This window comes from Ammoniphilus soli, assembly GCF_040813775.1.
The window spans coordinates 446,356-472,870 of record NZ_JBEGDL010000001.1; the positions used below are offsets into that span (position 1 = coordinate 446,356).

The 26,515-nt window shown below is 43.5% G+C and carries 23 protein-coding genes; all 23 read left to right on the forward strand.

The window, feature by feature from the left end:
• Window positions 1-10: 10 nt before the first annotated feature.
• The 23 genes from dapA (at window position 11) to ABLT31_RS02475 (ending at window position 26,452) form a co-directional block, all read left to right on the forward strand.
• Window positions 11-877 (forward strand): 4-hydroxy-tetrahydrodipicolinate synthase, encoded by an 867-nt coding sequence (gene dapA / locus ABLT31_RS02365; protein WP_367748371.1) that lies wholly within the window; start codon window positions 11-13, stop codon window positions 875-877.
• A gap of 402 nt (window positions 878-1,279) precedes the next feature.
• Complete coding sequence (locus tag ABLT31_RS02370) at window positions 1,280-2,875, forward strand: ribonuclease J (RefSeq protein WP_462976460.1); 1,596 nt, start codon at window positions 1,280-1,282, stop codon at window positions 2,873-2,875.
• A 286-nt stretch (window positions 2,876-3,161) separates the two neighbouring features.
• The gene (locus ABLT31_RS02375) at window positions 3,162-3,863 is read left to right on the forward strand and encodes a ClpP family protease (RefSeq protein WP_367749341.1); all 702 of its coding nucleotides are present in this window, start codon (window positions 3,162-3,164) and stop codon (window positions 3,861-3,863) included.
• Window positions 3,864-3,893: 30 nt separating this feature from the next.
• On the forward strand, window positions 3,894-4,127 hold the full coding sequence (locus tag ABLT31_RS02380) for a YlzJ-like family protein (protein WP_367748376.1): 234 nt from the start codon (window positions 3,894-3,896) through the stop codon (window positions 4,125-4,127).
• A gap of 103 nt (window positions 4,128-4,230) precedes the next feature.
• Window positions 4,231-6,630, forward strand: a complete 2,400-nt coding sequence (locus tag ABLT31_RS02385; protein ID WP_367748378.1) for an FtsK/SpoIIIE family DNA translocase — start codon at window positions 4,231-4,233, stop codon at window positions 6,628-6,630.
• A 104-nt stretch (window positions 6,631-6,734) separates the two neighbouring features.
• Window positions 6,735-6,902 carry a hypothetical protein gene (locus tag ABLT31_RS02390; RefSeq protein WP_367748380.1) on the forward strand — a complete coding sequence of 56 codons (168 nt, stop codon included), beginning with the start codon at window positions 6,735-6,737 and terminating at the stop codon, window positions 6,900-6,902.
• 137 nt (window positions 6,903-7,039) lie between these two features.
• The gene (yfmF, locus tag ABLT31_RS02395) at window positions 7,040-8,320 is read left to right on the forward strand and encodes an EF-P 5-aminopentanol modification-associated protein YfmF (protein ID WP_367748383.1); all 1,281 of its coding nucleotides are present in this window, start codon (window positions 7,040-7,042) and stop codon (window positions 8,318-8,320) included.
• 2 nt (window positions 8,321-8,322) lie between these two features.
• Window positions 8,323-9,615: an EF-P 5-aminopentanol modification-associated protein YfmH gene (gene yfmH / locus ABLT31_RS02400; protein ID WP_367748385.1), complete on the forward strand. Its 1,293-nt coding sequence runs from the start codon at window positions 8,323-8,325 to the stop codon at window positions 9,613-9,615.
• Window positions 9,616-9,710: 95 nt separating this feature from the next.
• The gene (gene ymfI / locus ABLT31_RS02405; RefSeq protein WP_367748387.1) at window positions 9,711-10,445 is read left to right on the forward strand and encodes an elongation factor P 5-aminopentanone reductase; all 735 of its coding nucleotides are present in this window, start codon (window positions 9,711-9,713) and stop codon (window positions 10,443-10,445) included.
• A 281-nt stretch (window positions 10,446-10,726) separates the two neighbouring features.
• Complete coding sequence (locus tag ABLT31_RS02410) at window positions 10,727-11,500, forward strand: DUF3388 domain-containing protein (protein ID WP_367748389.1); 774 nt, start codon at window positions 10,727-10,729, stop codon at window positions 11,498-11,500.
• A gap of 30 nt (window positions 11,501-11,530) precedes the next feature.
• Window positions 11,531-12,406 (forward strand): helix-turn-helix domain-containing protein, encoded by an 876-nt coding sequence (locus tag ABLT31_RS02415; protein ID WP_367748392.1) that lies wholly within the window; start codon window positions 11,531-11,533, stop codon window positions 12,404-12,406.
• Window positions 12,407-12,572: 166 nt separating this feature from the next.
• The gene (gene rimO / locus ABLT31_RS02420; RefSeq protein WP_367748394.1) at window positions 12,573-13,916 is read left to right on the forward strand and encodes a 30S ribosomal protein S12 methylthiotransferase RimO; all 1,344 of its coding nucleotides are present in this window, start codon (window positions 12,573-12,575) and stop codon (window positions 13,914-13,916) included.
• Window positions 13,917-14,492 (forward strand): CDP-diacylglycerol--glycerol-3-phosphate 3-phosphatidyltransferase, encoded by a 576-nt coding sequence (gene pgsA, locus ABLT31_RS02425; protein WP_367748397.1) that lies wholly within the window; start codon window positions 13,917-13,919, stop codon window positions 14,490-14,492.
• Between the two features lie 19 nt (window positions 14,493-14,511).
• The gene (locus tag ABLT31_RS02430) at window positions 14,512-15,753 is read left to right on the forward strand and encodes a competence/damage-inducible protein A (protein ID WP_367748400.1); all 1,242 of its coding nucleotides are present in this window, start codon (window positions 14,512-14,514) and stop codon (window positions 15,751-15,753) included.
• 17 nt (window positions 15,754-15,770) lie between these two features.
• On the forward strand, window positions 15,771-17,357 hold the full coding sequence (locus ABLT31_RS02435; protein WP_367748403.1) for a DEAD/DEAH box helicase: 1,587 nt from the start codon (window positions 15,771-15,773) through the stop codon (window positions 17,355-17,357).
• A gap of 250 nt (window positions 17,358-17,607) precedes the next feature.
• Window positions 17,608-18,666 (forward strand): recombinase RecA, encoded by a 1,059-nt coding sequence (gene recA, locus ABLT31_RS02440; protein ID WP_367748406.1) that lies wholly within the window; start codon window positions 17,608-17,610, stop codon window positions 18,664-18,666.
• Between the two features lie 82 nt (window positions 18,667-18,748).
• The gene (locus tag ABLT31_RS02445) at window positions 18,749-19,414 is read left to right on the forward strand and encodes a RecX family transcriptional regulator (protein WP_367748408.1); all 666 of its coding nucleotides are present in this window, start codon (window positions 18,749-18,751) and stop codon (window positions 19,412-19,414) included.
• A gap of 220 nt (window positions 19,415-19,634) precedes the next feature.
• Window positions 19,635-21,182 carry a ribonuclease Y gene (gene rny / locus ABLT31_RS02450; protein ID WP_367748410.1) on the forward strand — a complete coding sequence of 516 codons (1,548 nt, stop codon included), beginning with the start codon at window positions 19,635-19,637 and terminating at the stop codon, window positions 21,180-21,182.
• A gap of 134 nt (window positions 21,183-21,316) precedes the next feature.
• Window positions 21,317-22,111 carry a TIGR00282 family metallophosphoesterase gene (locus ABLT31_RS02455; RefSeq protein WP_367748411.1) on the forward strand — a complete coding sequence of 265 codons (795 nt, stop codon included), beginning with the start codon at window positions 21,317-21,319 and terminating at the stop codon, window positions 22,109-22,111.
• A gap of 130 nt (window positions 22,112-22,241) precedes the next feature.
• The gene (gene spoVS / locus ABLT31_RS02460; protein WP_094835567.1) at window positions 22,242-22,502 is read left to right on the forward strand and encodes a stage V sporulation protein SpoVS; all 261 of its coding nucleotides are present in this window, start codon (window positions 22,242-22,244) and stop codon (window positions 22,500-22,502) included.
• A gap of 178 nt (window positions 22,503-22,680) precedes the next feature.
• Entirely contained in the window at window positions 22,681-23,622 is a 942-nt protein-coding gene (locus tag ABLT31_RS02465; RefSeq protein WP_367748414.1) for a dipeptidase, read from the forward strand.
• 227 nt (window positions 23,623-23,849) lie between these two features.
• Window positions 23,850-25,583 (forward strand): 2-oxoacid:acceptor oxidoreductase subunit alpha, encoded by a 1,734-nt coding sequence (locus ABLT31_RS02470; protein ID WP_367748416.1) that lies wholly within the window; start codon window positions 23,850-23,852, stop codon window positions 25,581-25,583.
• A gap of 2 nt (window positions 25,584-25,585) precedes the next feature.
• On the forward strand, window positions 25,586-26,452 hold the full coding sequence (locus ABLT31_RS02475; RefSeq protein WP_367748418.1) for a 2-oxoacid:ferredoxin oxidoreductase subunit beta: 867 nt from the start codon (window positions 25,586-25,588) through the stop codon (window positions 26,450-26,452).
• Window positions 26,453-26,515 lie beyond the last annotated feature (63 nt).

Below are 26,515 nucleotides of genomic sequence, written 5' to 3' on the forward strand. Positions count from 1 at the left end.
GAGCCCTATTTTGACAGATTTTGGACGATTATTAACAGCAATGGTCACACCGTTTAATGATCAGCTGGAGGTAGATTTCGATAAAACGACTCAGCTGGTCAACCACCTCATTCAAACAGGTACAGAAACGATCGTAGTCGGCGGTACAACTGGAGAGTCCCCTACTTTAAGCAAAGAAGAAAAGGTTGCTTTGTTTAAGCATGTAGTAGAGGTTGCAAAAGGAAAAGCCAAAGTGATTGCTGGAACAGGAAGCAATAATACCCAGGCTTCCATCGAATTGACCCGCAAAGCGGAAGAAGCGGGCGTAGATGGCATTATGCTTGTTGTCCCGTATTATAACAAGCCATCCCAGGAAGGGTTATACCAGCATTTCAAAGCCATTGCTGATTCAACTAAGCTGCCTGTCATGCTCTATAATATTCCGGGAAGATCAGCTATAAATATGCAGGTGGAGACCATTTTGCGCCTTGCTCAGATTCCGAATATCACCTCGGTGAAAGAGGCAAGCGGTGACCTTTCTGCAGTTGCATTCATCGTCGATAAAGCGCCTGAAGGCTTTAAAGTGTATACAGGTGACGACAAGCTGACATTGCCAACTCTTAGCGTTGGAGGCTATGGCGTAGTTAGTGTTGCGAGCCATGTAATTGGTCAGGAAATGAAGGACTTAATTGAGGCTTATGTGCAGGGGGATGTCCAGACCGCATCGGGTCTGCATCGCAAATACTTGCCCATCTTTGAAGGGTTATTTATTACTTCCAACCCTGTCCCCGTAAAGCATGCTTTAAATAGCAAGGGAATTTCAGTTGGATCCGTGAGATTACCTCTGGTCCCAGCAAGTGAAAACGAAGCTAAGTTTATCGATAATTTATTTGAGTAAAATATATTTTTTAATTAAAGGCGGATAATTTCCGCCTTTTTTTTGACCTTTAATAATCCGTTACATTCACGGATAAATTAAGTTTACTATCTATTTCCCTAAATTTAATGGCTTGGAAAGAGCGGCTTCTTTCCATAGAAGGCTTCGAGGACGGAACGGTAACGGGACCGGAATATCTTTCCTTCAATTGATCATTCATGTATAATAGGTTCAAGTGACTCGTCCGGTGTTATTGTACCTATGAAGGCTAGCATCCTCATTCGAGGTGATTGATATGACAAATCTTCATAAGCTAAAACTGAATATAGGAGTCCTAGGCTAGGAGGTATACCGTTGGTGAAACAAGGCAACAAAACACTGTCTATCTTCGCATTGGGCGGCGTAGGCGAGATAGGCAAGAATATGTATGTTGTGCAATACGATGATGAAATCGTCGTCATTGATGCAGGCTTGAAGTTTCCTGAGGAAGATATGCTGGGCATCGATATGGTGATTCCAGATATTACTTATCTTCAGGAAAATCGTGCTAAGGTAAAAGGGATTTTTCTAACACATGGTCATGAGGATCATATTGGCGGCTTAGCGTATGTCCTGAGACACTTGGATGTTTCTGTATATGGAAGCAAGCTGACCCTAGGCCTTGTTCAAGTTAAGTTAAAGGAGGCCGGGCTATTGAGGGATGCTTCCTTACACCTAGTGGATGATAAGTCTACCGTACAATTAGAGAAACTTAAGGTTAGCTTCTTTAGGACAACACACAGCATACCGGATTCGTTGGGAATTTGTGTTGATACACCCGAAGGAAAAGTCGTACATACTGGAGATTTCAAATTTGACCAGACCCCGGTAGACAATAAGATGGCTGACCTGGCAACCATGAGTAAAATAGGAGAAGAAGGCGTTATCGCATTGCTTTCTGATAGTACCAATTCGGATAGGCCTGGATTTACGGGCTCTGAACGGCGTGTTGGACAAGCTATTGATCGAGTATTTCACCTTGCTAAGGGAAGAATTGTTGTAGCGACATTTGCTTCCAATATACACCGTATTCAACAGGTCATCGACGCGGCGGATCAATATAGGCGGAAGGTTGCTGTTGTCGGCAGAAGTATGCAAAATGTTATGAAAATAGCCTTGGAGCTAGGCTATCTGCATGTACCCGAAGGAATGTTGATTGATATTGACGATATCGATCGATACAGCGGAAATGAAATCACCATTCTTTCTACAGGAAGCCAGGGAGAGCCCATGTCAGCTCTTACTCGTATGGCCCGCTCGTCCCACCGGAAGGTCGATATACTCCCGGGCGACACCGTAATCATCGCTGCGACCCCTATCCCGGGGAATGAAAGGCATGTAGGACGAATCGTGGATCAGCTCTATCGGATCGGAGCAGATGTTTATTATGGGTCTGATGTTCATGTTTCGGGGCATGGCAGTCAAGAAGAGCTTAAATTGATGCTCAATCTATTCAAGCCGAAGTACTTTATTCCCATCCATGGGGAGTTCCGCATGATGCGAGCTCACGCGAAGCTCGCTCAGCAAGTAGGTATTCCAGCGGAAAATATTTTTCTCCTTGATAATGGGGATACAGTCGAACTGTCTGAGGGGGTAGCCCGTTTAGGGGGAAAAGTTCACGCTGGACAAGTGCTGATCGATGGCCTTGGTGTCGGGGATGTAGGCAATATTGTTCTGCGTGACCGTAAATTATTATCACAGGATGGCATTCTTGTTGTGGTTGTTACTCTATGCAAACAAACGGGCGCTATCCTTTCCGGGCCGGATATTATTTCACGAGGGTTTGTTTATGTTCGAGAATCGGAAGAACTTCTTGATCAGGCCAACCAACTTGTTAATCAAATATTAACGAGGTGTATGGAAGAAAAAGTAAACGAATGGTCATCGTTGAAAAATAGTGTGAGAGATGGCCTGGGACGTTTTCTTTACGAGAAAACAAAAAGAAGACCCATGATATTGCCTATAATTATGGAAGCTTAAAAGGAGCCTGTGTTTCATTGCGAAGCACAGGCTCTTTTTTAAAAAGCGAAAACTGGCAGCTTCTTGTACATGTTCTTAAAATTTCCGTCCATAATAAATGAAGTAAGCTCCAAGTTCGCTTAATATGGAGGGAAAAGACATGACATATGATTTCAGTCAATTTAGGCCATATAACTCTAATCCTACGCAGCCACAACCAATGGTGCGAACCCCAATGTTTCTAAACCAGCCAGGTCAGCCAGCTCCTCCGGATCCGGGACAGCAGCCTATTCGAGCGGACCAACCCATGCAGCCCAACGAGGATCCAAAAAAGAAGGGAATCTTAGAAACGATTCAACAGCTCGGTCAGACAAATGTTGCTACGAGCCCTGAAAGCAACATTCACTGTTTAACTATTATTGGGCAAATTGAGGGACATATGCAATTGCCTCCTCAAAACAAAACAACGAAGTACGAGCATATCATTCCACAGTTGGTTGCCATCGAACAAAACCCCAAAATAGAGGGTTTACTTCTTGTCTTGAACACCGTAGGCGGAGACGTTGAGGCAGGACTTGCGATTGCAGAAATGATTTCTTCTCTTTCCAAGCCGACAGTTTCCCTCGTGCTTGGCGGTGGACATAGCATCGGCGTGCCTATTGCGGTTTCTGCCGACTACTCCTTTATTGCTCCATCAGCGACGATGATTGTGCACCCCGTAAGGTTGACAGGACTGGTCATTAACGTGGTAGAGTCCTTTGAGTACTTGGAAAAGATGCAAGATCGGGTGGTCCGTTTTGTAGTAGAGCATTCAAAGATTGAAGAAGATAAGTTTAGAGAACTTATGCTCAAGGTCGGCGAACTAACAAGAGACGTTGGAACGAATGTTGTCGGTACTACGGCAGTGGAAGTAGGGCTGATTAATGAGGTCGGCGGCATCGCCCAGGCAATGAAGAAATTAAATGAACTTATTCAGCAGCAAAAGTCTCAAAATCAAGTATTGCAGTAGTTTGAATTTGTGTAGAAGGGCGGGAAAACCATGATTATTTATTCCGTGATGCCTATGGAGATGATTATGAAAAACCTGGATTCCACTGAGTATCACTATCAGGAAGCTGAAATTGAAGGAGTGAAGATGCTTGTTGAGCCGGTTCCCCATTCTACTGACGTAAAGATTGTGAGGTTGATGAGTCCGAATCCACAGGATTATTTGAATCCCAAGTATATGCCTGGACAAACGATTCATTTCCGTCCTGCAGCTACTCTTTCTTAAGACAGGAACTATTATCCAGTCTCAGGTTATGTTATAATATAGGAAACTTTGGGCAGCCCCCTTCATGGCTGCCCTTCCTTCTTCAGTGAGAGGTGGATGAATAATGGCATCTAGTAAAGCCAAAAAAGGTAGTAAGCAGAGTTCACCCAGAAATCCAATAAAGAGTACATTGGTGTTTGAATTATATGGTCTGGTGCTGTTAGCTGTATTTCTCATTACGCTGTCAAAATACGGATGGGTGGGGGAGACCTTTTCCTGGATCTTCCGTTTTTTTGCAGGGACTTGGGATTTTATTCTCCCATTAATCGGGATATACTGTGCCCTCTATATTATGGTTCGCAGGCAGTGGCCAGTGCTCTACACCCCCCGTTGGATTGGTTTGTTCATTATACTGTTTTCTATCTTGCTGTTCGATCATATTTTGTTTTTTGACCAGTTGTCTGCTCAGGGGAAATTCACGGATCAAGGTATACTCAAGGTTTCTTGGAATGCGATTCTTCAAGAAAAAGCACAGCTGGAAATGGGTCAAGCTTCAACGACCGATATTGGTGGCGGAATCATAGGAGCCGTAGGCTTGGCCATTAATTATTATTTGTTTGCCCGTACGGGGACAATGATCATTGCGTTTTTTGCCTTTCTGATTGGACTTATGCTTTTATTCCAAATTTCATATGTCTCTATCTTTTCAAGAGGCAGGGAAATGGTATCATCTGCCGGTCGTTCCATTGCAGACAAAGGAAAAGAAGCGGTCCATTTGATTATGGAACGTGCAGAAAAGGAAGATTCGCCCAAGCCTATACCAGCAAAATCAGAAGCTGCTTCCATAGGTGACTTTTCTTCCGATGATTTTTCCTTTCCTCCATCTGCAGGTCAGGGTAATTATGATCCTCCCGTAATCCATGATTTTGTGGAAACAGCTTTCAAACAAGAAGAGATGGATCTCGGGCTCGAGCCCGTTTCTCATCAAGAGCGGCCTATGGGACAAACGAAGGCGAAAGAAAAGAACTCGGAGCTGGAGTTAGATATTAAGGATATTGAATTTATCCATACAGAAGAGAGCAATGGAGTGATTGTAGAAGAACCTGTCGCACATTACGAAATTCCTAGTTTGACCTTGCTAGCGCGACCGAAAATGGCGAAGCAACAGGGAAAAGAATATCGAGATATGCAATCCAACGCAAGAAAACTTGAACAGACCTTAGAGAGCTTCGGCGTAAATGCTAGAGTGATGCAAATTCATCGCGGACCGACGGTCACTCGGTATGAAGTTCAACCAGCAGTAGGGGTGAAGGTGAGTAAAATCGTTAATCTTGCCGACGATATTGCTTTGGCTTTAGCGGCTAAGGACATTCGCATTGAGGCCCCGATCCCTGGGAAATCTGCCATTGGAATCGAGGTTCCTAATTCTGAAGTGGCTGTTGTAAGTTTGCGCGAGGTATTGGAGTCTGGAACGTATCAGGATTCAGAAGGGAAATTGAATGTCGGCTTAGGGCGGGACATCTCTGGGGAGCCAATCATCGCTAACTTAGCCAAGATGCCGCACTTGCTCGTTGCAGGGGCTACCGGGAGCGGGAAAAGTGTATGTATCAATGGGATCATTACAAGCATTCTTTTTAAGGCCAAGCCGCATGAAGTGAAATTGATGATGATCGACCCCAAAATGGTGGAGTTAAATATGTACAATGGGATCCCTCATTTGCTGGCACCGGTTGTCACGGATGCAAGAAGAGCATCCATGGCCTTGAAAAAAGTGGTTGTAGAAATGGAAAAAAGGTATGAACTATTTGCCAAGAGCGGAACAAGAAATATCGACTTATATAATCAATCGGTTATCCAATCAGGCAGCGGGAAACCATTGCCGTTTATCGTAGTTATTGTAGATGAATTAGCTGACCTCATGATGGTGGCAGCCGGGGATGTGGAAGACGCGATTTGCCGCTTGGCCCAGATGGCCAGGGCAGCAGGCATTCATTTAATCATTGCAACCCAGAGACCATCTGTGGATGTCATTACAGGCGTGATAAAAGCTAATATTCCATCGCGAATTGCCTTTGGTGTATCCTCCATGACGGATTCCCGTACAATCTTGGACATGGGGGGAGCAGAGAAGCTACTTGGCCGCGGAGATATGCTATATCTTCCGATGGGGGCGTCGAAACCAACCCGTGTTCAAGGGGCGTTTGTTTCTGATGAGGAAGTGGAAGCGGTCGTTGAGTTTGTGAAAAACCAGCAAACGGCTAAATACCACGCCGAAATGATTCCATCCGAGCCAGAACAAATGACAGAAACCGCTCCTGAGGATGATCTGTATGAGGAAGCAGTCAAACTGGTTATTGATGCCCAAACCGCGTCTGCCTCCTTATTGCAGCGCCGATTCCGAATTGGGTACACCAGAGCAGCTCGCTTAGTGGATATGATGGAAGCGAATAAGATTGTCGGACCCTTTGAGGGAAGCAAGCCCCGTGAAGTACTAATTAAGAAAAATGAATCAAATATCTCCTGATGATTTTAAAATTTATCAATGATGTATAAAAATTTCCTCTAATCCAAAACTATAATTGTTGCACGTTAAGCTGCACAATCTATATTTTTGAGGATGTGAGAAAAATGTGGTCTTGTCCTTATTGCGGCAACCATAGCGGTGTCAGGTTCAAGGATAGCAACCTGCAAGGGATGCTTTGCATGCACCCGGACTGCGGACGTTTCAATGAACTAGATGAACAGGCATATAGCCAACTGGACCATGCAGAAAGTGAAGAAAGGAGTTTTGCCTAAACGCAGAACTCCTTTTCTTATTCTTAAGAATTAGTCATACCTCCCTGAAATGCTTCGAAATATGGATTTTAGGTTAAACTATTAGAGAAAGTGGAGTATAATGGAAATAATACACTCAAAAAGGAGAAGGGATCATATTGGGTCAACTCGTGTTTGACAGTGCTTCAATCCACGAAATGAATCTGCATGTGTTATCCACCGATAAGTTTAAAACTACGACCATCATTGTTCAATTGGAGCAGGACTTACATGAAAGTACAGTTACAAAAACAGCGTTAGTTCCCTATGTGATTAAACGCGGCTGTGCCAAATATCCAACTACTCAACAGCTTCGGCAATATCTGGACAGTTTGTTTGGGGCTGTATTCCATACCGATGTTATAAAAAAAGGGGAAAAGCAAGTTATCCAAATCCAGCTCGAAATCGCCAATGAAAACTACCTTTCTGATCAATCTCCTTTATTAAGCAAAGGGATAGAGTTCCTTGGTGAAGTAATTACCCAGCCTTTAGTGGAAAATGGCGGATTCTTGCCTAGCTTTGTAAAGTCCGAAGCTGAATCATTGAAAAATAAGATCTCGAGTCTTGTGGACGATAAGATTAAATATGCGAACCAGCGAGTGACAGAAGAAATGTGCAAGGATGAACCTTATCGACTTCTGTCCTATGGAAAATTAGAAGAATTAGAGCAAGTCGATCCTGTTGCTCTTTATACATACTACGAACAGCTTCTCTCTGAAAACCCCATCGATATTTACGTCGTAGGGGATGTCAAGCCTCAGGAAGTCCAGGCGGAAATTGAGAAATACTTTAGGTTGGATAGAAAACAAGTAAAAAATTTTACTTTCCAGCCTATGCAAAAGACGAAAGTGGAAGAAAACACGGTTGTGGAAGAGATGGAAGTGGGTCAAGGAAAGCTAAATATCGGATGCAGAACCCAAACCACTTTGATTGATGACGATTACGAAGCTTTGCTTATGTACAACGGGATATTAGGAGGGTTTCCTCATTCTAAGCTTTTTGTCAATGTGAGAGAGAAAGCCAGCCTGGCGTATTATGCAGTTTCCCGTTTGGAAAGCCAAAAAGGAATCCTGATGATGATGTCAGGTATTGAAATCGATAAATACGAACAGGCTGTGGCCATCATGAAGGAACAGCTCCAAATGATGAAGAACGGTGAAATCAGCGAACAAGAGCTGACCCAAACGAAAGCGACCCTTCGCAATCAGTTGCTGGAGATTCAGGATAATGCTCGAACCATCATTGATTTTACCTATAATGGCCGACTTGCTGGCAAGCCTAAAACACTAGAAGAAATGCTGGAAAAGATTGAACAAGTTACGGTCAAGGACATTATAAACATTGCACAGAAGGTGGAGATTGATACCATTTACTTTTTGCGGGATAAGGAGGGGAAATAGAAATGAAGGAAATTAATTATGAGCAGTTAAAAGAAACCCTCTACTATGAGAAACTGGATAATGGTCTAGATGTATATGTTTTACCGAAGCACGGCTTCAGCAAGACCTACGCAACTTTTACAACAAAATACGGTTCCATTGATAACCACTTTCAAGTTCCAGGAAAAGAACCAGTCAAAGTACCCGACGGCATTGCCCATTTTTTGGAGCATAAAATGTTTGAAGAAGAAGAAGGCGGAGATGTATTCAATAAATTTGCCACTTATGGGGCCTCTGCCAACGCATTTACGAGCTTTGACCGAACAGCCTACCTCTTTTCTTCTACAGGCCATGTAAAAGAAAATTTAACAACGCTTTTAAACTTTGTACAGAGTCCTTATTTTACGGAAGAAAATGTCGAAAAGGAAAAGGGAATTATTGGTCAGGAAATTAAAATGTATGACGATAATGCCGATTGGCGGGTTTATTTCGGATTGATCCATAATATGTATCATCGCCATCCGGTTCAAATCGATATCGCCGGGACAATTCCTTCAATTTCTAAGATTACAAAGGACATGTTGTATACCTGCTATGAAACGTTCTACCATCCAAGTAATATGCTTTTGTTCGTCGTGGGAGCTGTCCAACCGGAGGAGGTCATGGCATGGGTGCGAGAAAACCAAAAAAGCAAGCGTTATGAGTCCCAGGAAGAGATTGAAAGGTTTTTTGAAGACGAGCCAACAAATGTAGAAGTACCTCAAACCGTTAGAGAAATGGCCGTTGCAATCCCGAAGATCATGTTTGGATACAAAGAGAAAGTAGTCGGTTTAACCGGTGATGCTTTGTTGCGCCGGGAGTTGACGACGCAACTGGTATTAGATATTCTATTGGGACCAAGTTCTGATTTGTATCAGAGTCTATATGACCAAGGGGTAATTAATGATACTTTTGGCACGGACTACAGCGGTGAAAGCCAATACGGCTTTTCTGTAATGGGCGGGGATACACCGGAACCCGAAAAATTGGTTCAAGTCGTTACGGAAGGTTTAGAAGCCGCCAAGGCAAATGGAATTAAACAGGCTGATTTTGAATTAAGCCGCAAAAAGAAAATCGGATCATTCCTTCGTTCCTTGAACTCCATAGAGTTCATTGCCAATTCTTTTACAAAGTATAAATTCAATGGGACGGATCTATTTCATATTGTCCCGATCCTTGAGGAAATAACTTTAGAGGATGTAAATAACAGGCTTCTGGAACATATTGACCGAGAGCAGCTTAGTGTTTCAATCATAAAGCCGATCCAAAAGAAATAAGGTAAACACGCTGAAGGGGAGATGGCCTCCTCTTCTTTTGTTTTTGAACAAATTAATTGAAAAGAAGATCATAATTAGCTAGTGAGGGATGAGCGTTGAGCGCAGAAAAATGGGCACTCCTTACAGGTGCCAGCGGGGGAATTGGATCAGCAATAGCGAAGCTATTGGCTCAAAAGGGATATTATTTATATTTGCATTACCGAAGTGCTGAGAAAGAGATGCTGGAGATAAAGGCTAGTTGTGAAAGGCTTGGTGCTGTTGTCGTCCTTTTAAAGGCAGATTTGTCAAAGCTTGAAGAGCTTGAACACATGATCGCACAGGTCTCCAGAATGCCAGATGTTCTGGTAAATAATGCAGGAGCCACGCATTACGGTTTATTTACTGAGACCGAGCTAAAAGATATTGAGCAATTGTATCATATCAATGTGCGTGCTCCATTTGTGCTAGCCCAAAGGCTAGCTCCATATATGATCAGAAGAAGATTTGGCAGAATCATTAATATCTCATCGATTTGGGGGATGACAGGTGCATCCTGCGAGGTTTTATATTCCATGACAAAAGGAGCCCTCCTCTCGTTTACAAAAGCCTTGGCAAAAGAACTAGCTCCAAGCAAAGTGACTGTAAACGCCGTGGTACCTGGAGCGATTGAAGGAAATTTGCTTAGACGCCAATTTGCTGATGAGGACTTAGAGGAAATTGCCGATGACATTCCTATGAGGCGTCTAGGAAAACCGGAAGAAGTCGCTTCCTTGGTATGGTATCTGATGCAGCCGGAGGCAGGATATATTACGGGACAAGTGATAAGCCCTAATGGTGGTTGGTACACTTAAAAAAAAGAGCATAAACAGGACAAAATCGTCTCATATTAATGGATGAGCAGGTCTTTACCCTGCGGCCAACATTCTGGGAGGGGCGTTTGTGTCCGCTTATGGTAAAACTTGCTCAGTTCCATGTCTTTGAACCCCCGGTTGGGGGTATTTTATTTTATTACATAAGGTTGAAATTCTGTAGAGAAAACAAATAAAATGAGTATGGAACTATTAAAATATGGTATACTTGCCAGAAAGATTATGTTTTGTCACATGATTTATGGAATTAGGGGGATTATAATATGGAAACTCGGGATTGGTATCTCGAATGGGAAATTCATAAAAATAGGCCTGGTCTTCTTGGCGATATTGCCTCCATCCTAGGGATGCTTACGATAAATATCATAACGATTAACGGGGTTGAGGTCCGACGGAGGGGAATGCTGCTGCAGACAGATGATGACAAAAAGATTGAGCTATTGGGAAATATACTGAGGAAGGTAGAAAATATCACGATCACAGCTTTGCGGCCTCCAACAATCATGGACACGCTAGCGGTACGCCATGGAAGATATATTGAGCGAGATATGAAGGATAAGAAAACCTTCCGTTTCACAAGAGATGAAATTGGATTGCTTGTCGATTTCATGGCGGAGGTTTTCAAGAAAGAAGGACATCAGCTGATCGGCGTCCGGGGGATGCCTCGGGTCGGGAAGACCGAATCCATGGTAGCGGCTAGCGTATCCGCCAATAAAAGATGGATCTTCATTTCCTCGACATTATTAAGACAAACGGTAAGAAACCAATTAGCCAATGATGAAATGGTCGCAGAAAGTGTATTTTTCATCGATGGGATTGTCTCAACAATGCGCTCAACGGAAAAGCATCATTCGCTGATGAGGGAAGTCATGCGTTTTCCGGCACCCAAGGTGATAGAGCATCCGGATATCTTTATCCGTGAGACGGAATATACTCTGGATGATTTCGATTATATCATTGAATTGAGGAATGATCCTGACGAAGAAATTACCTATGAGATCGTGGATTCCAGTTTTACTGGTTTTGATCTTACTTAAATGGAGGATTTATTTTAGGGAGGTGAAACCGTGACGGAATTGGGTGAAATGCTAAAACAAGCACGATTAAAAAAGGATTACACCCTAGAAGATATACAACAAATGACAAAAATCCAAAAACGCTATTTGGAAGCTATAGAACATGGGAATCTTGATGCATTGCCTGGTCACTTCTATGCTCGAGCCTTTGTCAAGAGTTATGCAGAAGCTGTGGGATTGGACCCTGAGGTTGTATTGGGCCAAGCTAAAAACAACTTCCCGCCGCCGCCTGCTGAGGAGCAAATCGTCCCTTTAAGGAGGGAACGACAAAGCAAGCCATCGATCCAAGGTGTCAGATGGCTGTCTAGAGTTTTGCTTTACTTATTCGCTGTGCTTATTCTTTTTGTCATCTACATAGCCACTACGCAATTGGGGGATACACCAGAGGCAAATCCTGAACCGACCACTCCAAATACCCCGATCCCATCGCCAGAAGTGGAGCAGGGAGCAGAGACTTCACCAGTTAGTCCTGAACCGGGCCAAGGTCAACCTTCCGCTAGTAATCCTACGCCAACTGTTCCTCCCGTTGTGGAACAGCCTGTGCCGGCTGCCGCCTTGTCCTTCGTTTCTCAGCAAAATAATATTTACCGCTACGAGCTAACTGGAGCAAAGGACATTACGGTTACGATCCTTGCAAAGGGGAATTGCTGGTTGAGAATTTTGAAGAACGGTCAAAACGGGGAAAGAGTCGACGAGTTGACTCTCACTGCTGGTACGCAAAAGGATTGGAATTTGACAGGTGCAAAGGAAGCTTGGATACGATTAGGAAGTGCTCCCGATGTACAGATTACAGTAAATGGCCAACCTTTGGATACAAGTCAAATGAAGCGTTCTTCTCAAATCATTGCCATTTCACTTAAGCCATAAGCCCTTGCTATATGAAGGATGCCCCTTCGAGCAAGGGTGTCTTTTTTGACAGCCACTTATCCATATATTATACTGTAGAAGGCAAAAAAAGCTCTTTTACACGCTTTATAGGGATTAAGGCACCTTGTTTCTTAGTAGCTTATTGAAGAAAAGTGAGGCAAAACGAATGACAATAAAAACGAACTCCAAGGAAAAAGTGGCCATTGTTACCTTGGGATGTGAAAAAAATCTTGTGGATTCTGATATTATGTCAGAATTGATTGATAAACGTGGTTTCGAACTTGTTAAGACGCCTGAAGAAGCGACGGTTGTCATTGTCAATACGTGCAGCTTCATCGACGCGGCAAAGGAAGAATCGGTCAATACCATTTTGGATATGGCTGATCTCAAGCAAAAAGCCAACGTAAAATCGTTGATTGTAGCTGGATGCTTAACCCAGCGATATAAGGAAGTATTACTGGACGAGATGCCGGAAATCGATGGTATCGTTGGAACAGGTGATTTTGATAAAATTACCGATATTATTGAGAAGTCTCTCATTGGTGAGAGACCCGTAATGGTGGGCAACCCGGCATTTTCTTATGAAGACGTGGCGAGGCGCAAGGTCGAAGCGGGAACATACACCGCTTATGTCAAAATTGCAGAGGGGTGCGACAACACATGTACCTTCTGCATTATCCCACAGCTTCGCGGCAAATTCCGCTCTAGAACGATCGAGTCGATTGTCAGGGAAGTAGAAGATTTGGCAGGGCAGGGGATCAAAGAAGTAAGCTTGATTGCCCAGGATTTGACGAATTATGGGATGGATCTATACAATCAACACCGGCTTCCGGATCTATTGACTGAAGTCAGCAAAGTGGAAGGGATTGAGTGGGTCCGCATCCATTATGCTTATCCGGGTTATTTTACTGATGAATTGATTGAGGTTATCGCAACGAACCCTAAAATCTGCAACTATATCGATATGCCGTTGCAGCACAGCGAGGATGCCATTCTCAAGAGAATGCGTCGCCCCGGACGTCAGCGCGATACCCGTGAGCTCGTAAACAAAATGAGAGAGCGGATTGGCCAGCTAGCCATTCGAACTTCCATAATTGTGGGGTTTCCTGGAGAGACAGAAGAAGAATTCGAGCGCTTATGCGAATTTGTGAAGGAAATGAAGTTTGACCGATTGGGTGTCTTTACGTATTCCCAAGAAGAAGGAACCGCAGCAAATCGCCTGGGAGACCAGCTTGATGAAGAAACCAAAGAACGCCGGGCAAACACGCTAATGGAAATCCAAAGGGAAATCGCAAACGAAAGAAATGGTCAATTTGTTGGTCAAGTCCTAGATATCCTCATTGAAAAATATGATGGCAAAAACGATATCTATATTGGCCGCACTCAATTTGATGCATTAGAGATCGATGGAGAAGTGTTTGTGACTGGCTACCAAGGACCATTAGGCCAAATGGCAAAAGTAAAAATTACTCATTCTTACGATTATGACCTGTCGGGGGAGGTTGTCTAGGTGAATCTACCCAATAAGATAACCTTGGCACGTATTTTTCTAGTACCAGTAGTGATGCTTTTCCTACTGGTACGCTTTGATTTTGGTGTTCTTAGCATTGGCGGTTTTAAAATAACATACAGTGAGATTATCGCTACGCTGATCTTCATTATTGCGGCGAGCACAGATGGATTAGACGGGTATATTGCCAGAAAGAATAAGTTGGTTACGAACCTTGGAAAGTTTCTGGATCCCCTAGCCGACAAGCTGCTGATCTCTGCTGTCTTAATCTCCTTGGTGGAGATGCAACGTCTAGATGCTTGGGTAGCCATCCTGATTATTAGCCGAGAATTTGCGGTAACCGGTTTGAGGCTCGTAGCTGTGGCAGAAGGACAGGTTATAGCTGCAAGCAATTGGGGAAAGCTGAAAACGGTCATTCAAATTGTAGCCGTTTGCTCCCTTATGATTAATAATTTCCCTTTTTCCTACATAGGCCTTCCTTTCTCAACGATCGCTGTTTGGGCTGCGATTATCATTACTCTCTTCTCAGGTGTCGATTATTTTGTAAAAAACAAACATGTTATAGATTTTAGTTAATGGTAGAGGTGAGGAGAAATTGAAAGCGGAAATCATCGCTGTAGGGACAGAGTTGCTGCTTGGTCAGATTGCTAATACGAATGCGCAATACATATCTAAAAAATTGGCCGAATTGGGCATAGATGTCCTATATCATACCGTAGTCGGAGATAATGCCCAGCGCCTGAAAGGAATCGTAGAAACCGCTCAAAGCAGATCAAAGATTATTATTTTTACTGGGGGTTTAGGTCCGACTAAGGATGACCTCACGAAGGAAACGATCGCCGGCTGCATGAACAAATCCTTGGTGCTAGATTCTATCTCCATGTCTCGGATTGAGGAGTTTTTTGTTCGCCGCGGGATTGTCATGACCGAGAACAATCGAAAACAAGCCATGGTCATTGAGGGATGCCATGTTTTGCCGAATGACCATGGTATGGCCCCAGGCATGGCTATAGAAGTGGAAGGAATTCACTATGTATTGCTGCCGGGCCCTCCTCGCGAGCTAAATCCGATGTTTGATTCTTATGCAGTCCCTTATTTTAAGGCATTGTTCCCCGATCAGCAGGTGGTCCATTCTAAAGTTCTTCGATTTTTTGGCATAGGTGAGTCCGCTTTGGAAGAAAGCCTAATGGATCTCATTGACAGCCAATCCAACCCTACCATCGCTCCATTAGCCAGCGAGGGGGAAGTGACCATTCGCTTGACGGCTAAAGCTACGAGTACAGAAATGGCTAATGAAATGATTCATGAAGTGGAAGCTGAAATTAAACGACGCGTGGGGCACTTTTTATATGGTTATAATCAAGAGGCACTTGAGACGGTAGCCTTTGATTTATTGAAGGAAAAAGGGCTTACCTTAGCTTTAGCAGAAAGCTGCACGGGGGGGTTAGTCAGTCGGATGTTAACGAGGATTCCCGGATCGTCGGAAGTCTTCCTAGGCGGAGTTGTCAGCTATTCCGCAGAAGCTAAACAGCTGCTGCTTGATATTCCGGGCGGCACGATAGAGGAACATGGCACTGTAAGTTCAGTTGTGGCAACCATGATGGCCTCTCAGGTCCGAGCCAAATTGAGCGCAGATTTTGGCTTGTCGATAACAGGTGTAGCAGGGCCAGGCGCAACTGAAAACAAACCAGTTGGACTTGTGTATATTGGAATTTCGAGCGAGCAGGGAGAGCGGTTCATCGAATTGAATCTTTCCGGAACAAGAGACGGCATTCAGCTGCGTGCTGCGAAAAATAGTCTAAACCTGCTGATCCAGCAGTTAAGAGAAATTAATTGAATACAAGGTGGTTAAATATGATTACTTTTTCAGATTTTGAATTGCATCGTAATGTGCATCGTGCTATCCATGACATGGGCTTTGAAGAACCATCCCCAATCCAGGCTTCTGCCATCCCGCTTATTCTGGGAGGAAAGGATTTATTGGGCCAGGCTCAGACGGGAACTGGGAAAACGGCAGCTTTTGGGATTCCTCTGATTGAGAAAATGTCCAATGACAACAAGGTGCAAGCCTTGGTCTTAACGCCTACGCGCGAACTAGCCATTCAGGTTTCAGGGGAACTTCGCAAGATCTCCAAGTATAAACGAACTCGCACTCTTCCCATTTATGGCGGTCAATCCATTGGGCATCAGATTCGGACATTGAAACAAGGAGTCCAGGTAGTTATTGGAACTCCGGGAAGAATATTGGATCATCTAAGAAGAAAAACGCTTCGCCTAGATGATGTCAGCATGGTCGTACTGGATGAGGCTGATGAAATGCTAGACATGGGCTTCATTGATGATATCAAGGAAATTATTGGCCATACGCCAGATACGCGGCAAACCTTGCTCTTCTCTGCAACAATGCCGAATGAGATCAAGGATTTATCTCGCAGGTATATGAACAATCCCGAAACAGTTGCTATTAACCGTAAGGAAGTGACTGCCCCGCTTATTGACCAAGTTTATTATAAGGTTCTGGAACGTAACAAAATGGAAAGCTTGTGCCGCATCTTGGATAGTGAAGATATTGGCTTAGGCATTGTCTTTTGCCGCACCAAACGTGGAGTCGATGAACTTACTGATGCCTTGCAGGAAAGAGGCTATATGGCAGACGGCCTCCATGGAGATCTCAGCCAAGCGCAGCGGGACCGCGTGATGAAGGCTTTCCGTGATTCAACCATTGAATTGCTCGTTGCGACAGATGTTGCTGCAAGGGGAATAGATGTAGGCAATGTAACTCATGTTATCAATTACGATATTCCTCAAGATCCAGAAAGCTATGTTCATCGAATCGGCCGGACAGGACGGGCGGGACGCAAAGGTATTGCGTTAACGCTAGTGACGCCACGGGAAATGAAGCAGCTTATTACGATTGAGAAAGTAACGAAATCTATCATCCAGCCTCGCAACGTTCCTACGCTCGAAGAAGTAGCTGAACGCCAGCAGGGCCAATGGAGAGATCAGATGGTAAATCTATTGTCGCAAGATGTAGATTTATCATTATTCAGCAGTATTGTAGAGGAACTCCAACACCAGTTCCCTCTTGATAAAATTGCTTCGGCAGCCTTATATACCGCATTCTCCTCATCCCTGCAAGTAGGTGAGGAAGAAGAAGTATACAATTTTGGAGAAACAGGGGCAACCAAAGGAATGGTCCGATTCTTTATGAATGTCGGCCGCAACGTGGATATTAAGCCACAGGATCTAGTTAAGGAAGTTTCTGAAATGGTGGGAATTACCTCGAAGTCCATTGGACGCATCGATATCTTTGAAAAGTTTACATTCTTTGAAGTTACTGAAGAAGTGGCGCCTTTTGTATATGAAGCCCTTCGCCAATCCCGGATTAAAGGAGCACGCGTTAACGTAGAGCCGGCTAAACCTAGAGGGGCAAAGGCATAGAGAATATATCATGCAAAGGAAAGAAGGCTCTTAAAGAAGGGTCTTCTTTTGCTATTAGCGGGTAAAATTGAAGCAGGTCCATCATTTTTTGACCCTTTTAGCCTGAAAGCAACTGTTAATAAAAAGAGAACGTTTGTTTGTTATTTGCTATTGGCAACAACCGATATTTTAGGTATCATAGATGTGAGGGATATGAGCCTATCGAGGTAGCTTGTATCGTTACTTTAATTGAGGGAAGGGGAGAGCTTTTTTGTCTGATCGAAAAGCTGCCTTAGATATGGCGTTACGCCAGATAGAGAAACAATTCGGAAAAGGATCGATTATGAAACTAGGTGAAATGGCTGCCTCTGCAACTGTTTCAACGGTTCCTAGTGGATCCATCGCTTTAGATATTTGTTTGGGTATTGGTGGTTACCCGCGTGGAAGAATCGTAGAAATATATGGTCCAGAATCATCTGGTAAAACAACTGTTGCCCTTCATGCCATTGCTTCTGTCCAGAAAAATGGGGGGCAAGCTGCATTTATAGATGCCGAGCACGCCCTTGACCCGGTTTATGCGCAAAAGCTGGGGGTAAACATTGACGAATTGCTTCTATCGCAGCCTGACACAGGAGAACAAGCCCTTGAGATTGCTGAAGCTCTTGTACGCAGCGGAGCGGTTGATATACTCGTTATTGACTCGGTCGCAGCTCTAGTTCCAAAAGCAGAGATTGAAGGAGAAATGGGAGATTCTCATGTCGGTCTTCAAGCGAGATTGATGTCCCAGGCCTTAAGGAAGTTAGCGGGAGCCATTAATAAGTCGAAGGCGATTGCGATCTTTATCAACCAGCTGCGGGAAAAGGTAGGGATCATGTTTGGGAACCCGGAAACCACTCCAGGGGGAAGAGCGTTGAAGTTCTACTCAAGCGTGCGCTTAGATGTTCGGCGCGCTGATACTATTAAGCAGGGCAATGATATGGTCGGTAACCGAACAAAAATTAAAGTCGTTAAAAATAAAGTAGCTCCTCCTTTCAAGGTGTGTGAGGTGGACATTATGTATGGGGAAGGAATTTCCCATGAAGGCAGTTTGTTGGATATTGCTGCGGAAGTGGATATTGTCAATAAGAGTGGAGCTTGGTATTCCTATAACGGTGATCGTTTAGGGCAAGGACGGGAAAACTCGAAGCAGTTCCTTAAAGACAATCCGGAAATTGCAGCAGTGATTGAAAAGCAAATAAGAGAGCATTACAGCTTAGATAATCCCGTTATCCAACCACAGAATGATAGCGAAGAAGAGTCGCTAGACGAACTAGAACTTGACTTTGAATAAATAAATAGGTGGCAGTCTGTTCTTTTACTTGAGAGAGCAGACTGCTTTTTTCCTCTGATTTAATAATAAAGTAGGGATAGGTATGTCTGAAGAGCAAGTACAGGGAAATGAAACCAAAATTACATCGATTGAGCAGCAGAAAAAAAACCGTTCTCGGTATAATGTCTATGTGAATGACGAATTCGCGTTCGCCGTGCATGAAGATATTTTGGTCAAATACCGCTTAATGAAGGGCAGAGAGATCGATTCTGCAGAAATGAAGGAAGTCCTTTTAGCAGAAGAACGCCATCGGGCAACTCAGTATGCCATGCGTTTTTTAAGCTTCAGGCCCCGAACGAGTGCCGAGGTTAAGGAATACTTGCAAAAGAAGGGGTTTCTTTCTGAGGATATCGACAGTGCCATTACCTTTTTGCTTGAGAAAAACTACCTAGATGACCAAACCTACGCCCTTCAGTGGGTGGAGGAAAGAAAAAGGCTGAAACCTAGGGGAAGATATTTGCTTCGAATGGAGTTAATGCAACGGGGCATCGAAGATAATATAGCAGACCAAGCAATACAAGGACATCTTTCTGGGCGAGAAGAAAAAGAGATGGTCATCCAGTGGATTGAAAAAAAGTGTAAGGGTGTAAAGTACCCCAATCTCTATGAAATGAAAAAAAAGCTAGTCCCTTTTTTACAGAGGAAGGGTTTCCCCTTAGAAGTGATAATGGAAGGAATACATGCGGTGGGGGACAGATATATGGAATAAGATAACGAAATTACTTAGTAATTTCTTGACAAGGTTTACTTTCTATCAGTAAAATATAAAAGTATATTCACCTTTTACTCTTATTTCAATTAAAAGTTGGATTTTTAGAAACTTGTAGTGTCTCCTTTGACAAATCCATTCTAAAATTCAATGAAATGTTTATGTGAAAATGAAAAAGAAAATTTGACTTTATGACCCAGGTGCAAGGAGGTGACGACAGATGGATCTGTTGAGTGTTGGAGGAATTTTGCTTCTGCTTGCAGCCGCGGCGGTCGGAGTCGGTATCGGTTATCTAATTCGTAAGTCCATAGCTGAAGCGAAGATTTCCAGTGCAGAAGAAGCTGCGAAGCAGATCGTTGACCAGGCTGGAAAAGAAGCAGAAGCGCTTAAGAAAGAGAAAATTCTTGAAGCGAAGGACGAGGTGCATAAGGTCCGCACCGAAGCAGAGAAAGAGAATCGTGAAAGACGAAATGAGGTTCAGCGTTTAGAAAAACGTGTCCTGCAAAAGGAAGAAACCCTAGACCGCAAGTTGGAGAATTTCGAGAGAAAAGAAGCAGAGCTTGAAAAAAGAGAGCGTGCCATCTCGGAATTGCAAAGCAAAGTGGAAGAGCTTTACAATAGCCAAAAGCTTGAATTAGAAAGGATATCTGGATTGACCAGAGAAGAGGCCAAATCCATTATCCTGTCCCAAGTAGAAAGCGAAGTTAAACATGAGTGTGCTATGCTTGTCAAGGAAATCGAACAGAGATCTAAGGAAGAAGCTGACAAGCGTGCAAGAGAAATTATCACTACAGCGATTCAACGATGTGCAGCCGATCACGTTGCAGAAACAACTGTATCTGTTGTAACGTTGCCGAATGATGAGATGAAGGGGCGTATTATCGGGAGAGAAGGACGTAATATACGCGCACTAGAAACACTGACAGGAATTGATCTAATTATTGATGATACGCCGGAGGCTGTTATTTTATCCGGCTTTGATCCGATTCGAAGAGAAATTGCAAAGACTGCGCTTGAAAAGCTGGTAGCTGATGGACGCATTCACCCAGCCCGTATAGAGGAAATGGTTGAAAAATCCAGAAGAGAAGTAGATGAGCGCATTCGAGAATATGGGGAACAAGCTACGTTTGAAACCGGAGTCCATGGATTGCATCCAGATCTAATCAAGATCATGGGTCGATTGAGATACCGTACAAGTTATGGACAAAATGTTCTTAAGCATTCCATTGAAGTGGCACATTTATGCGGATTGATGGCGGCTGAACTAGGCGAAGACATCATCTTAGCGAAGCGTGCTGGACTTTTGCATGACATTGGTAAAGCCATTGACCACGAAGTAGAGGGATCCCATGTGGAAATTGGCGTTGAATTAGCGAAGAAGTACAATGAGCATCCTCATGTCGTGAATGCTATTGCATCACATCATGGAGACGTGGAAGCGGATAATGTGATTGCGATGCTTGTTGCTGCTGCTGACGCTCTTTCTGCTGCAAGACCGGGAGCGAGAAGAGAAACGCTAGAAACCTATATTAAGCGATTAGAAAAGCTTGAAGAGATCTCAGAGTCCTTTGAAGGAGTTGAGAAATCTTATGCGATTCAAGCTGGACGGGAAATTCGCATAATGGTGAAACCGGAAGTCGTTGATGATCTGGAAGCGCATCGCTTGGCCAGAGAGATAACCAAGCAGATCGAGAGTGAATTGGATTATCCTGGACATATTAAGGTGACCGTCATTCGTGAAACAAGAGCTGTTGAATATGCAAAATAAAGTGGCTGCTAGCCACTTTATTTTTTTAGCTTTTTAGGAGAATATAACTTTTATATAGGCTTCTCTCATAAGGAGCAGACTTTTTACGTCTTTATCATTCTTCTTTGTTTAAAAACGATAACTGAGGTGAAGCAATGAGGATATTATTTATCGGGGATATTGTAGGGAAAGGTGGAAGAGAAACCTTAATTGAGTTACTGCCTAAGCTTAAAAGAAAGTACCAGCCGCTGTTTACTGTCGTGAATGGAGAAAATGCTGCAGGAGGAAGAGGGATTACCGCGGCTATTTCGAAATCGTTTTATGAAGCGGGTGTCCAAGCGATAACCATGGGAAATCACACCTGGGATAACAAAGAGATCTTTGAGTTTATTGATAGAGAAAGCAAACTAGTCCGTCCAGCAAATTTCCCTCCTGGAACACCTGGCGTGGGCTATACATATATCAAATCAAACCAAGCAGAATTGGCTGTCGTCAACCTCATGGGAAGAACCTTCCTTCCTCCCCTTGATTGTCCATTTCGTATAGCAGAAGAACTGATTGAAAAGATTAGGCAACGCACCCCTTATATTTTTGTCGATTTTCATGCAGAAGCAACGTCTGAAAAGCAAGCCATGGGCTGGTTTCTTGATGGCAAGGTTTCCGCCGTGGTGGGCACTCATACGCACGTCCAAACAGGTGATGCCCGAATCCTGCCAAAGGGTACAGCTTACTTAACTGATGTTGGCATGGTAGGACCTTACGATTCCATCTTAGGTATGGAAACAGACGCTGTGCTCAAAAAGTTTCTCACACAATTGCCTGTTCGGTTCGAGGTTGCTTCCGGACGCAATCAACTCAATGCCGTAATTATAGATTTACATAAGGAAACGGGTAAAGGAATTAAAATTAAACCTATTCGGATTGACGAAGATCACCCCTTTGAGACATAGGGGTGTTTTTTTAGGAATAATTAACTGAATATTTGAAACTGGACAAGAATAGAAGTGGAATGTTTGGCTGAACCGGTGAATATAGTAGCAGTGTTAATAATCATCCAATCATTCAAGGAGGTACTGGATCATGGAGGTATTAAAAGTTTCAGCAAAGTCTAATCCCAACTCTGTAGCTGGTGCGCTTGCCGGGGTGCTGCGGGAACGTGGTGCTGCTGAAATCCAAGCGATCGGAGCAGGTGCACTAAACCAGGCTGTCAAAGCGGTAGCTATTGCAAGAGGGTTTGTAGCTCCTAGCGGTGTAGATCTTATTTGCATACCTGCATTTACTGATATTTTAATAGATGGGGAAGAGCGTACGGCCATAAAGCTTATTGTAGAGCCAAGATAAGAATGTATGTTAATATATGGATAAAACCTGTTTATTCAAGTTGAGTAAACAGGTTTTTTAGTACTGTCAAATTATTACTTCGTTATATTATTTGGACAGCACGAGGAAAACTTGTGGCTCGGCGCGTGCCAAGTTTTCTTGCTGTGTCAGCCCGCCGATAAATAGAGGAGGACCCTTCATGAAAATCATTGATGCTCACTGTGATGCCTTACTGAAATTATGGGAAGAGCCGAGCCTATCGTTTTATGACGGTAATGAACAATTGCATGTGCAGTACTCTTTTATGGAAAAGTCAAACGTATCCGTTCAGGCTTTTGCATTGTTTGTCTATGCAGAAACCCCTGTACAGCTTCGATTCGAGTCCGCATTAAAGATGATTGACATCTTTTACGAGAAGGTTGTACGAGACAGCAAACTTATTCCAATTTACAATGCAAACGATATGGCCAAAGTCATGAGGGATAAAAATTTGCGTGGGGGAATGCTGACTTTAGAGGGAGCCGATGCGCTGCAAGGAAGTATCGTGAATTTAAGAACTTTGTATCGTCTGGGTGTAAGAGCCTTAGGCTTGACCTGGAACTATCGGAATGAAGCGGCAGATGGAGTGGAAGAGCCGAACCCTAGCGGGCTATCCCATTTTGGGCGAGAGGTAGTAAGGGAGTGTAACCGCCTAGGAATTGTATTAGACGTCTCTCATTTATCGGAAAAAGGTTTCTGGGACGTGGTTGAGCTGTCCTCTGACCCATTCATGGCCTCGCATTCGAACTGTCTGCATGTACATAAACATCGACGTAATCTTAATGACGAACAGATTAAGGCTATTTACCAGAAAAATGGTGTGCTTGGTCTTACTTTTGTCCCTTATTTTGTTTCCACCGGAAACCAAGTGACTATCACGGAATTGATCAAGCACTTGGAGCATGCATTATCTTTAGGGGGAGAGGATCATATTGCGTTCGGGTCTGACTTTGATGGGATCACACAAACCATGACAGATTTGAAAAGTATGGAATATTATACCCTTCTAGTTGATACCCTATTGGTTTATTATAAAGAGGAACAAGTTAAAAAGTGGTTGCATGGTAATTGGGAGAGATTATTCACTCAAGTTTTAGGTTAAAATGTAGAATTGTAATTTTTTATTTCTTCCGCAAAATTACTTGCATTTTTTTGCAGATAGGACTACAATGAAGACGGTTAAAAGCTTAACAATTTGTTCACATTTTAGTAAGAGGCATACTGTAGTGTGCCTTTGGGAATACTCTTCCTTCCGAAAGAAAGAAATGATAAGCTTGTAGGTGTAATTTTGAGAAAGAAACGATGTCAACGTTTGAAGGGGTGGAGTTCATGTTAAGTCAACTTTCATGGAAGGTTGGAGGTCAACAAGGGGAAGGGATAGACAGTACGGGTGAAATATTCGCTATCGCGCTGAACCGTTTAGGTTATTACTTGTACGGTTATCGCCATTTCTCTTCTCGGATTAAAGGAGGACACACAAATAATAAGATGCGCGTAAGCACAAAGCCTATCAGCGCAATCTCCGATGATCTAGATATCCTTGTTGCTTTCGATCAAGAAACCATAGATGTCAATGCCCATGAGTTGCGTAAGGGCGGCATCATCATTGGGGACAGCAAGTTTTCCCCAACAGCTCCAGAGGGGATGGATGTAAGACTATTCTCTGTGCCATTTACACAGTTAGCAGAAGATTTGGGTACGTCCCTAATGAAAAACATGGTTGCCGTGGGGGCTTCGACCGCGGTATTAGGCTTGCCTGTGGAGTCTTTCACTGAAGTGGTAACTGAGTTGTTTGGAAAAAAAGGTCAAAAAGTAGTAGACAAAAATATGGAAGCTATCGCCAAAGGCGCTGAATATATAAACAATGAAGCAGGTGGAAGCATTCCAGAATTTAAACTCGACCCTGCTGACGGCAAGAAGCGGATGTTTATGATTGGGAATGATGCGATCGCTCTAGGATTTGTTGCTGGTGGAGTTCGCTTCATGGCTGCGTATCCTATCACTCCTGCATCCGAAGTTATGGAATACTTGACTAAGAAGCTTCCTGAATTCGGCGGAACGGTTATCCAAACGGAAGATGAAATTGCTGCGGTTACCATGACGCTTGGTGCGAACTATGCTGGTACGCGCGCGATTACAGCTTCTGCAGGACCTGGTCTTTCTTTGAAGATGGAAGCCATCGGTTTAGCTGGAATGACAGAAACGCCAATCGTTATTGTAAATACTCAACGTGGGGGTCCTTCCACTGGATTGCCAACGAAGCAAGAACAGAGTGACGTCAATGCGATGATCTATGGTACTCACGGAGAAATACCAAAGGTTGTCTTAGCTCCTAGTACAGCAGAAGAAGCTTTCTATGATGCTATGGAATGTTTAAATATCGCAGAAGAATACCAAGTTCCAGTTATTCTTTTAACAGACCTTCAGCTTTCTTTGGGTAAAATGTCTGTTGAGCCTCTAGATTATACTCGCGTAAAAATCAATCGCGGTAAGTTAGTGGACGAGGATCAGCCGGAGCAAGAGGGTGGACTGTTTAAGCGCTATGAATTCACTGAGGATGGAATCTCTCCTCGCGTTATCCCTGGAGTGAAAAACGGAATTCACCATGTTACCGGAGTAGAGCATAATGAGGGTGGTAGACCGTCTGAGGATCCTGTAAATCGCCAAAAGATGATGGACAAGAGATTGGGTAAATTGAAAAATCTCAAAGTCACCAATCCGATTCTTGCTAATGCGAAACATGAACAAGCAGATGTGCTTGTTGTTGGAATGGGATCTACTCGAGGCACGATTGAGGAAGCTGTAGAAAGACTTGAAAAAGAAGGATTAAAAGTTAACCAAGCGCACGTTCGCTTAATCTGGCCATTCCCAGCTGAAGAGCTGAAGCATTACGTAGAAAACGCTAAGACGGTTGTGGTTGTAGAGAACAATGCAACAGCTCAATTGGCAGCTCAAATTAAGCTTCATGTTGGTCAGCATGATAAAATCAAATCCGTATTGAAATACGATGGTGATCCGTTCTTGCCTTCTATCGTTTATAAAGAAGTTAAGGAGTTGTTATAGTCATGGCAACATTTAAAGATTTTCGTAACAATGTCAAGCCGAACTGGTGCCCAGGATGTGGAGACTTCTCTGTACAAGCTGCGATTCAGCGTGCAGCTGCGAGTGTAGGTCTTGAACCGGAAAACCTAGCTGTAGTTTCTGGTATCGGATGTTCTGGCCGAATCTCCGGATATATTAACTCCTATGGATTCCATGGTATCCATGGACGCGCATTACCGATTGCACAAGGGGTAAAAATGGGGAACCGCGATTTAACTGTAATCGCATCAGGTGGCGATGGCGATGGCTTTGCTATCGGAATGGGCCATACTGTACACTCCATTCGTCGTAACGTTGATATTACTTACATCGTTATGGACAACCAAATCTATGGATTAACCAAAGGGCAAACTTCCCCTCGCAGTGGTACTGGATTTGTAACCAAGAGTACTCCTAAGGGAGCCATTGAGGCTGCGGTTTCTCCGATGCAGTTAGCCCTTTCCATGGGAGCTACATTTGTGGCGCAAACCATGTCCAGTGATTTAAAGGGAATGACTGATATTATTGAAAAGGCAATCCAACACAAAGGCTTCTCTTTAGTTAACGTATTTAGCCCATGTGTAACCTTCAACAAGATCAATACTTACGACTGGTTCAAAGAAAACGTCGTTAGCTTAAATGATATTGAAGGCTATGATCCACATAATAAGATCCAAGCTATGCGTGTATTGATGGAGAACAATGACTTGGTGAGCGGATTGATCTATCAGAATACAGAAGCTAAGGATTACCAATCCCTGGTTCATGGATTTAGTGAACAGGGTCTTGCTAAACAAGATCTTACACTCGATCCTGCCAAGTTTGAAAAGCTTTGTGCAGAATTCATGTAAAAAGAAAGGCTTGCTCATGTATTTATGGGCAGCCTTTTTCCTTTTAATGGAAATGGTTTTCCT